The organism is Candidatus Erwinia haradaeae, assembly GCF_900698925.1.
In the GTDB taxonomy this organism is placed as follows: Bacteria; Pseudomonadota; Gammaproteobacteria; order Enterobacterales; family Enterobacteriaceae; genus Erwinia_E; species Erwinia_E haradaeae_I.
Window position 1 is genome coordinate 936,039 of record NZ_LR217713.1, and the last position, 11,317, is coordinate 947,355.

At 26.4% G+C, this 11,317-nt stretch carries 3 protein-coding genes, 4 tRNA genes and 1 pseudogene; 2 read left to right on the plus strand and 6 right to left on the minus strand.

Annotated features, from left to right (window positions below; translation table 11 throughout):
* Positions 1-84 precede the first annotated feature (84 nt).
* On the plus strand, positions 85-789 hold the full coding sequence (tsaB, locus tag HACICURV3402_RS02865; protein ID WP_157992810.1) for a tRNA (adenosine(37)-N6)-threonylcarbamoyltransferase complex dimerization subunit type 1 TsaB: 705 nt from the start codon (positions 85-87) through the stop codon (positions 787-789).
* 276 nt (positions 790-1,065) lie between these two features.
* Here tsaB and HACICURV3402_RS02870 read toward each other — a convergent pair.
* The 6 genes and pseudogenes from HACICURV3402_RS02870 to proP form a co-directional block, all read right to left on the minus strand.
* Positions 1,066-1,141: transfer RNA gene (locus HACICURV3402_RS02870), tRNA-Trp, on the minus strand.
* A gap of 2,507 nt (positions 1,142-3,648) precedes the next feature.
* Positions 3,649-3,724: transfer RNA gene (locus tag HACICURV3402_RS02875), tRNA-Glu, on the minus strand.
* Between the two features lie 444 nt (positions 3,725-4,168).
* On the minus strand, positions 4,169-4,993 hold the full coding sequence (gene murI / locus HACICURV3402_RS02880; protein WP_157992811.1) for a glutamate racemase: 825 nt from the start codon (positions 4,991-4,993) through the stop codon (positions 4,169-4,171).
* A 2,398-nt stretch (positions 4,994-7,391) separates the two neighbouring features.
* Positions 7,392-7,468 (minus strand) — tRNA-Arg (locus HACICURV3402_RS02885).
* A 4-nt stretch (positions 7,469-7,472) separates the two neighbouring features.
* A tRNA-Ser gene (locus HACICURV3402_RS02890) sits at positions 7,473-7,564 on the minus strand.
* Between the two features lie 565 nt (positions 7,565-8,129).
* Positions 8,130-9,470: pseudogene (proP, locus tag HACICURV3402_RS02895) on the minus strand (glycine betaine/L-proline transporter ProP); the annotation flags it as partial.
* 1,592 nt (positions 9,471-11,062) lie between these two features.
* On the opposite strand from proP, the gene rpmE reads away from it, so the two are divergent.
* Positions 11,063-11,269 carry a 50S ribosomal protein L31 gene (rpmE, locus tag HACICURV3402_RS02900; protein ID WP_157992813.1) on the plus strand — a complete coding sequence of 69 codons (207 nt, stop codon included), beginning with the start codon at positions 11,063-11,065 and terminating at the stop codon, positions 11,267-11,269.
* The last annotated feature ends 48 nt before the right edge of the window (positions 11,270-11,317 follow it).

The window sequence follows — 11,317 nt, forward strand, 5'->3', positions numbered from 1 at the left end:
AATCAATACAGAAATATGAGAAGATAACACAACTGGATCGACGTAATACAAAGGACCTATCGTATTGTAAGAGGTAACATATTAATGCGTATATTAGCACTTGAAACAACAGCAGAAGCCTGTTCAGTGGCACTACTCAATAATAAGAATGAGCGTTTTTATTTTGAACAAACCTCTGAAAAACATGCACAACGTATTCTTCCATTAATACAGAAACTGTTACAACATGAACAAATTACTTTAAAACAAATAAATGCTATTGCTTTTAGTTGCGGACCTGGTAACTTCACTGGCCTTCGTGTTGGTACAAGCATTGCGCAAGGTTTAGCATTAGGTTCTCAAATACCATTAATAGGCATTTCAACTCTTAACATTATGGCAGAGCGAGCTTGGAGGGAGCTAGGTGCTCAACGCGTCCTAGTTGCCATGAACGCAAGGCTAGGTGAAATCTATTGGGCAGAATATCAAAGAAATCTTCATGGTTCTTGGCTCGGAAAACACACTGAATCTATATTAGATATAGAAACCATATTAAATAGGATGACCAATCTTACTGAAAAATGGATCTGCGTCGGCTCAGAGTGGATACAGCGATCAGAGTTAATAAAACTTTCATTAATCAATCTCATAAAGACTACAATTGTATTACCACATGCAAAAGACATTTTGCCTCTAGCTCTGAAAATATTATCAAAGGGTGTCCATTCTAAAGTAGAAGATGTCGCTCCAACATATTTACGCAGCACCGAGATCTATAACAAAATGATAAGAATTCCCTCATTAAAATAAGATTTCGCAAATGCTGTATCAACATTGATATTACTAATTTTTATCTTAAGATTCAATACAATATATTTTCATATACAAATTTATACCGCCTCTAAAATAACAAAGATATGAACTAACTCTCATCTAGACTAAAATATATTGTTTTGAAACAAATATATAAATCCAGAATATCGAACAATGTAATCGATTTTATTTTCAATATCTTCTAGTTAGGAACTAGGCGATCTCCACAACATAATTACAACATTGATTCTTTCAAGTTAGTGTAATTTAGTATGGCAGGGGCGGGGAGACTCGAACTCCCAACTTCCGGTTTTGGAGACCGATGCTCTGCCAATTGAACTACGCCCCTGTAATGTACAGGCTAAATTAATAATCAAAATTTGATCTACTTTAAACTCTAACAAATAGAAATATATTTTTGCCCGCCTAATATAAATTAGATTTCACTAAAATATGCTTATTTAAATATCCTTTCTTTGAAAACAGTATATCAATACTAATATAATCATATTAAAGTGAGTGATATACCTTATACCTTTAATCTAAGTAAAATCTATCAACATAGATTCAAAATATTATCAATAATTTTATAAAAAACCCTTTTAGATTAATATAACACTGATCATACGCTAATCTTATTAAAATTACTCTCATCTAAGGAACCATATGAAAAATGATTTATTTTATCTTAATTTAAGATAAAATAATATAAAAAATCATATACCACATTACATATATATGTTGTACGAATATGTTTAATAACACAGTCTTAAAAAATTACCTAAATTCCTAGGTATATTCAAATATAATACTAAAATATAGTAAAATAAATACTATACAAAAAGATAAATCCAATCTATTTTGTATTTCTATATTCAAATCATCTAGAAATAAACATAACCTAAGAATATTGAAGAAAAAATTCCCAAAAATCTTCCACCTTTTGTGAGAAATAAATATCCAGATTATATTAACACTTAGTTAATATAACATAACAAACAAAAACAATAAGAAATAAAATATTTATTGAACAATAAATTAGAGAAGATATCACAAATATTAATTCATATATTAAACCACTTCTTTACAAGAAAAACAAACATTATATAGAACCAAAACATACTATCATCATGATTCATTTTAATAGTCACTACAACTTCTCATATACAAAAAAAATCAATACCTATTAAATACTAATTGAAATAGATATATGAAAATCACTCTATAAAACAATCTATATACTACAATAAAATTACATGCATATATTTGTACACCCAACAGATCTATTGTAGATCTATATAGCATCATATAACAAACTATGCACTTTTAAAATTGATAAATAGTGCATTATACGAAAAACATAATCAATAAATACATCAAAATAATCAGTGCATTCAATACCATCTCTTCTTGTTTAGATACTACTCAAATAATATAAATTTATAATATTTTTTTCGAAAAATACCGAAAAAACTATACAATCATACGAAAAAATGATATCTATAGTTAATTATTATTCATTTAATAACTTATTGTATATAGCAATATTGATTACCTATTAAAGAATCGTATAGATTTTAATATAAAATCTATAATAATTAAGAAATTTTCATCTCAAATATAATTTCCTATCAAATATAAATAGCATATATAATAGTTACATAAATAACTTAATTACAGGTGACATTATATTGCAAAATAAAAAATAAATACTAAATTATAGTGTGACATGCTACTACCATTTATTCACTAACACTGTGATGCAAAAAGTCATATATCATTTCAATATATTGTATTAAAAAAGGATAACCATTGTCGTCTCGTATGATGAATATCATTAAACAATATTATACAATCTCAATGAATTAATTGTTCTGATACTGATATTATATATAATATAAATTATTTATAATTTAAAATATCAAAATTACAGCTCAGTCACTCTTCATAGCGCTGATCAATAAAACTTAAATAATTTTATTATTAATATTTTACTATAAAACCATTCTTCCTTTTTTGTGTAAATAAAATTAACCAATATAGATCATAGATTAAGTTTTTTCATTATTCTCACAATATACAATATATTTTAAAAATGTGTACATATTATAAAAATAAGTAAAATCAATACCATATGATATATAAATTTTTGTAAAAAAGTCCTATAAAAATAAAAACAATAATAATGTTAGTAAAAGTTTAATTTATAATTCACTACATTAGCTAAAATATAAACTGTATATATATTTTATTCCCAATAATTACATTCCAATTAACTCTTGATTAAAAGTTTATTTGTAAAAAAGTAATAAAAAAATGAAATAAAAATGAGGCGAATATTACTTAAGAACTTTTCGGACCAAAATCTAATGTTATACATAAAATACAAACTGTGACTATATTTACAGATCAATTATATAGTTAAAGTATGAATATACTAATCTTATATGCAATGTATTGCTACACTATTTTTATATCCTTCGCTCTAAAAACATTAACACTATAATTATTAATATAATATATCATGATATATTATGATAGATTATGCATACCTACTGTCTTATATGAATTTTTATATAAAAAAAGTTTAACTAAAATTACAATACCAAATATATATTGTACATAATATGCCATTTATTATTTCAAATATAACTCTATCCACGATTTCACTTAAACAGTGTTTCATGATTTAATTTATAGAGGAATATATGAATTTATTATTTTATGATAAAAATAATAAATTTTACTCATATTTCGTAAACATTAGAGTTTAACTATCATTTCTAATACTCACTATTAACTCAGTTTAGATTGCACCTCTACACACAAACTATAACGCATTACTAATGACATCCTTGGTGTCCCCAAGGGGATTTGAACCCCTGTTACTGCCGTGAAAGGGCAGTGTCCTAGACCTCTAGACGATGGGGACTCTTTTCATCCTAATTATATATTTAAAATTAATTAATATATGATTTGCATCATCTATAAATCATCATGATAACTAATAATATTATTATATAATATTCTATTACTCAACTTATCCTACAATCTAAAAAAATAACAGCATACATATCATAATTCATTATAAAGCTTATCTTCTTCTTTATTCAATCATATTAACATAGAGTTAAAAACTAATCTCTTCTAATAATTAGTTATTTTAGAAAAAATCATTATTACAATCTAAAATATTAAACTTCCTTTTTGTATTAAACATAATAGATAAAATTTTATAAATTTTAACTATATCATTTTATAAATTCTAACTATATCAGATGTCTTTCTTACTATCAACTTATTACCATAAATAATATATCCAAAAAATTAGAAAAAACTATGTTCTACACACTTTGTTCATGCCGAACACCCCATTCTAAAGCTTAAGTGTCCTAAGATTCTCAAATCCAAAATATCTTAACATGGGTATTAACCTAATACTCTTAGAAGTAATTTTCATGCACAAAGCTACATTCTTAGCTCCTGAAATTGGTATAGATACACCATTCTCTAAAAACCACGCAGTACGACGAGCTATAGCCATAGCAGAATCAATAAAAACTGTCCCCTGAGGCAATACTTGTTTTAATTCCATTAAAATAAAAGAAAAATGCGTACATCCTAATACTATCGTATCAGGTAGCTCACGCATGGAAAGCCATGGTTGTAGAGTCAATCTAATTTTTTCTATTGAAATCGGAAAACCATGTAATTTATTTTCCACTAGATCTACTAGCTCCATAGCAGCTAACATTTCAATACGACATTCTCCAGAAAATCGAGATACTAACTGATGCGTATAACTACACTCAATTGTCCTACGAGTAGCTAGTAAACCAATAATACTATTTCGACTTAATTTTACAGCAGGCTTGATTGCGGGCACTACTCCGACAACTGGAAATAAAAAACGAGAACGCACGGAAGGTAAGGTCACAATACTAGCCGAATTGCATGCAATCACAACCAAAGCGATAGCATACATATTAGTGATTGCTAAAACAATAGATAAGATACGATCAATAATAAACTGTTCTGATTTTTCGCCATAAGGAAACCCCATATTATCAAAAAAATAAATATAGTGCACATGTGGAAGTAATATGCGAATTTCGTTATAAATAGAGAGACCACCTACCCCGGAATCTAATATTAAAACGGTAGAACCTTCTTTAAAAGAAGATATTTGATCTTGTTGCATGATACGTAACCAAAAATATCCTCATGGATGATCTCTTATTATTACGCCTAATATCATTATATATCTAACCTAAAACAAGAAAAAAAGAATAAATCACTTTATCGGCATTCAATCAGAATCAAAGGATTCTAATTACCGCATCTGAAAACAATTGCTCATGCTAAAAAAAACCACTATTACGTACCTTATTAAGATCATCATATAATTCACATCATTTATTATAAAAATATTAATCTTATATATTTATTTTAAAATAAAGCTATATATATCTAAAATCTTTCAACAATTCTAACCAAACAAATCAAAACAATAAACAATATTAATACATACCAAAATATTAAAAAATTTTTAATACACGCAATCTTCATACTACGTATTCACTATAGTACATCACTTAGTAACATTATTCTTTTATAGAAAAATCAATTATGCAAAATGTATAAAAATAGTTTCTATAACTACAGTGTATCCTGAACTGAACAATGTAATACAAAATCTATCATACTTAAAATAGATATTCACCTATTGAATATTAAAAATAAAATAACCAGATAATAAGATCTAATTAATGGAATTAATAAATAAAAACATTACTTATCACGCGATTTAAATCAAATGTAAATTAAAAATTGATATAATAATAAAAAAATAACATCTAAACCCAATATAAATAAACTAATTAAAAAATAAAAATTACAGATTAAACAAATTGCTATCTATTAAACATTCAACTTATATCTCACTACCCAGTTTCTTAAAACACAACATATAAAATTCAATATATAATAACCAGACTCTACTCTTCGAGATTGTAGAATATATCAACTGATATATCATAAACCATTCATATCCATTAAATTCTATCAATTCAGGCTCAACTTATAGAAAAACGTAACATCCCAAATAACATTCTACACTTGATTAAAAATTTCTTGCAATAAGGGGATTACACTATTAAAATTTTTCTTTAAATCTATTTTGTATATGAATAAAAAACGAGATAATATAAAAAACACCATTGCATTGTACTACCTATAATTACCATAACATTCTTTAAAAATACATATCCCAAAATATATTAAATATAAGATATTGTATCTATTTCAATTGATATAAATATTATCAAAAAATCTATTTTATCACTTCAGGATACAAAAATATTTTTATACATATAATTCAGAAAAATAAACAGAACCAATAAAAATATAGCACGATAAAGATGTACTCTGATTCCCCTTCTAATTCCGAGATCATTTTACAAATACTTGATGACTAAAATTATTTATATGATAAAAATCCAAAACACAATGTACTTATTGACCAATAATCTTATTATATATTAAAAATATATGGTATTTTACTACTTATTTCCAAGTTACTACTTATTTCCAAGTAAAGAATCTAAATAAAAAAAAATAAAATACAACAACTGACATCAAATTAATTACATAATATATATATTATATTTTTAATTCTCAAGTCAACTAGTATCTAATATCAACAATAATTCTAATCTACAAAAATAATTTTGTCTCTCTATAAAAGTCAAATCTTCTTCCGACGCGGAATTTATATAAAGAAACCTACCTGTGACCATTGAAAGCAAAAATAATATCTGATACACATGTACTCACAAACATTACCCAGTGCGGCTAAATATTATTGATATTTTTATTCAATCTTTCTTTCTATAATTTTTTAAAAAATAGAATTTTATCATTACTCTAAAAATACACTGAACTTCTTCTAGTTCTAAAAAAACTAACTAGGAATATAGAAGTCAAATTTATATATTAATATAAAAATCTATATATGAATAAACATCTATGATAAAAAGGAACTCTGTCTAAAATATCTTCGTTATACTAAAAAACATTAACAATGTCTAAACTAAACGTAATGTAAGCAAATGATATAAATATATATTAAGATCATACAATCTAAACTTAGAGATTTTTTAGTTAAAAAAACTAACTTTTATATCATCAAAAATAATATTATATATTATAAATTAAGTAGTATAGTGGTGTGTTATCAATAACAATTATCTACACCACCAGATAATCATATCTACTAATTACTCTTAATTAAATATATAAAATCACTTCTTCTCTATAGGCAATTAGAAATTTTACAAAAAATAGTATTTTTTAATACAGAACACCTTTAAGTCGTATCTATATATAATGTCTAATATATAATGGTAATGTCTTTTAACGACGCATAAATATCCAACTATGCTTTGATTTTCTATACACAAAAAATATAAACTGATTACAAGTCAAATATAGTAGATACATAATACATATGATATATATGTATTATATATACGTACTACACATTATGTATCTTTTCAATTTCATTGAACTGTAATGAAAAGTCAAACCTATCACAAAAATGGTGCATCCAGGAGGATTCGAACCTCCGACCGCTCGGTTCGTAGCCGAGTACTCTATCCAACTGAGCTATGGATGCAAAATGGCGGTGAGACGGGGATTCGAACCCCGGATGCAATTTTCATCACATACTCCCTTAGCAGGGGAGTGCCTTTAGCCACTCGGCCATCTCACCATTTTTACGTCTTAAGTACAGAATTAATATCAAAAAAATAATAAATTTTAAAAAATTTAAATTATTAATATTCTACTTATATTAATATTACAAGTCAAATTGTTTCGAAAAACTTCAAATAAATACATATAAAAACTATGTCATACCCAGACATATGTCTAATAACATTATTCACCTTTATAATATAACTAATATCTATTCAAAATAAAATAGACAAATAGATCAATCAAAGACTCAATTATTAATTAATTAATGTTACACTTCTATTCTAATTGTACTTTTATTTCAATAAAAGCAAAATATATATTTATGTATCATGTTTTCAAAAATTACTCATTAAACACACACTGATAATTAAAAAAATATTAAAAAATATAAAAATAATCTATTGATAAAAAAGTTCTCTTTTCTATTATATAAGAAAAACATCTAATATATACTATTTTTTTAAAAAATACAAACTGTGAATACTGTTCATATAACATTCCTTTTTTATGTTACGATTGTACATCTTCAAGGAAGCTCAAGATATATATTAAATGGAATCCATGGAATCAGTTCTACACAAAGATGTGTTAACAGTTTCTTTCATCATAATTCCAGTAAAAAAACCAATCACTGATATTATCATAAGACAATAAGCTGGAACATACAGATCTCTAGTAATCTCTACTAACCAAGCTAAAATAACCGGTGTTAAACCAGCCACTAAGATTGAAAAATTAAAAGAACTAGCCAGCGCTCTATAGCGTATAGATGTTGGAAACATCTCTGGTAAACTAGATGCTGTCACACCAGTAAAACTATTAAGAATAGCTGCCAATATTAATAAACCAAAAATAACAAAACAGACTCTTCCGCTATTAATTAACATAAAAGATGGAGTAGAGAAACAGAACAATGCTATGCTACCTATAATAACTAATGGACGACGACCAAATTTATCACTCATCCAACCCATAATAGGTTGTAAAAATAACATAACAAACATAACACAGCTCATGATAATCAATCCCTCGTCCTCTTCATAATGCAAATTATATGATAAATAACCTGGCATATAAGTCAAAAGAGTATAATATAGAACATTTGTTGTTACCACTAAACCAATACAAATCAACAAACTTTTCCAATACTTCATGATGATTTCTTTACAAGAAACCCCGCACCCCTCCGATAAGTTTTGATAATGATTTATTTCTGTTTGTGTTATATAATCATAAAATACAGGAGTCTCATGTAGTCTACAACGCATATATAAACCAATCAAACCTAAAGGTATACTAATCATAAACGGAATACGCCAACCCCATTCTAAAAAACAGGACTTACCAGCAATGCTCGTAATGGAAACCACTGTCCCTGCTCCTAAAAAAAATCCGAAAATAGAACTAAAATCTAACCAACTTGCTATAAACCCACGATTACAATCTGGAGAATATTCAGAAACAAAAATTGCAGCTCCAGTATACTCACCTCCTACTGAAAAACCCTGTACTATTCTACATAATATGAGACAAATGGGAGCCCAAATACCAACTACCGAATAAGAAGGAATAAAACTAATACAAGCTGTACTTACTGACATAATTATAATAGTTATGGAAAGTATCTTTTGTCGACCATATTGATCCCCTAGGACTCCAAAAAATAAACCACCCAGCGGACGAATAAAAAAAGGAATAGAAAAAGCTGCTAATATAGCAATTCTTTGAATATCGGAATCAGAGATAGGAAAAAAAATTTTGCCGATCTCACTCGACATAAATCCATAAACTCCAAAATCAAACCACTCACAAGCATTACCTAATGAAGTAGCCATAATGACTTTAGACAGTCGAACTCTAGCAATAATATTGATATCTTTTAATTTAAAAAGATTCAAGTACTTATTATTTAACTGCATTTTTTATAGTATCCATATATATGATAGTTGTAGATACATATAAACCGCTCGTGAGAATAAATTTATCCTTAAAGAAAGCATTTCTTATCATAAACACTATTATAACCTAAATATCAATTTTGAAATAAAAATTCCAGATCTATGACAGTTAAGATACGACTTAAGAGTATAGAAAATTATTAAAGAGACCATAATTATGGCATATGTATAATATACAATCTGTTTTTTATAATATCCTCTGATATACAATTGTCTGTACCTAGGCACCCACCTTTTCAATCTTGCTAAAAACAAGAAAGAGAATATTATCAAAAATGATACCAGTTTATCACCTCACCGAATAAGAAGGCGAGGCTATAGAAATATCCTCACAAGCTATCCACCACAACTCTTCATCGTCTTCTTAAAAAGAAGACTCTAATTTTTATTTAAAAATTCTTATATTGCATACAGTTATCGTTATGCTTGAGGGGAGAAAAAGTAAAATAGTATTTTCTCTAGACTAGATGTATATTTCAGAACCATAGATCACATCTAAGACCCCAAGATCCTATATTCTTCATAACACATATCATAATATTTGTAATAGATCCTATCTCAAACTATATTAATGAAATGAATAATACTCTAATTGATTCTTTTCTAGAAAAAACCATTATTTCTCTATATATTATAATATCTTGTTCATACTAAGCACTATACACGTCTAACATCATCGATACTTATATGGGTGATATATATCAATATAGTGTTTATATATCACATATAAACTATGAAAAATAATTAACTCAATGTATTTCAATATAAAATAATATCATCGTATGTAATAAAAAATATTAGTTTAGTGCAAACCCTTACCTCTTACACCCTAACTAATTGCATACGAACAATAAAATAAAACATCCAAAACATAAATTAAAAAAATGAATATAAAAAAATAAGAACAATGATATCTAAAAAATATCATTTTATCGATTATACATTAATTCTACTAGATTCTTGTAATAATACTTGATGTTAACCATACTCACCAAACCACCAGCGTTACAGATAATTAACTACTAAATATCAAATGACCTGAGTAAATAATAATAAAATACAATATGATGTGTGAATCATCCCATACCTTCAAAAGAAATACGACTTGATTCATTCTAAAAATTAAATAAAATCAATAAATTAAAATTTTCTTCTTTAATTAAAAAAATAAAATATTATTATCAATAATAAAAAACAACAAAAAGACAAACATCATAAGTGATCTAAAACTTTCCCCTCTACAAGAAAATATTCAGAACGATACCGAATATCTTAATCCATTAATATCAGAGCCTTATGCTACTTTACATAAACAAGTAAGAAATTAATCAAAACCACCCCCAAAGGAAACTATGTTCAAGCTATTTTTTATATCCCTTGCAATTCCAATATAATAAGAATAAAATTCTATTCATTTTTATAGGACTTATTAATGAAGTGACAATAGATAACATATAAATCAAATGATGAAAAATTCTTCATTTCAGATAATTAATTTAATGTAACAATGAACATTATTATTAATATTAATAATAGAGATAGAGATTTTATTTATGAAAAAAGATATACACCCCAATTACACTGAAATTACCGCCAAATGCTCTTGCGGTAATATAATTCAAACACGCTCTACTTTAGGTCATGATTTAAACCTTGACGTATGCAGTCAATGCCATCCATTCTATACTGGTAAACAACGTGATGCAGCCAAAGGTGGTAGAATCGATCGATTTAATAAGCGTTTTAAAATTCCAAATTAGATATGGAATAAAATGAGCCGTATAAAATATATAAATATTGACAACCAA

What these genes read in the sequence shown, in the direction of transcription:
- rpmE (WP_157992813.1), top strand. Translation starts at nt 11,063, where the DNA reads ATGAAAAAAGATATACACCCCAATTACACTGAAATTACCGCCAAATGC.
- tsaB (WP_157992810.1), top strand. Translation starts at nt 85, where the DNA reads ATGCGTATATTAGCACTTGAAACAACAGCAGAAGCCTGTTCAGTGGCA.
- murI (WP_157992811.1), bottom strand. Translation starts at nt 4,993, where the DNA reads ATGCAACAAGATCAAATATCTTCTTTTAAAGAAGGTTCTACCGTTTTA.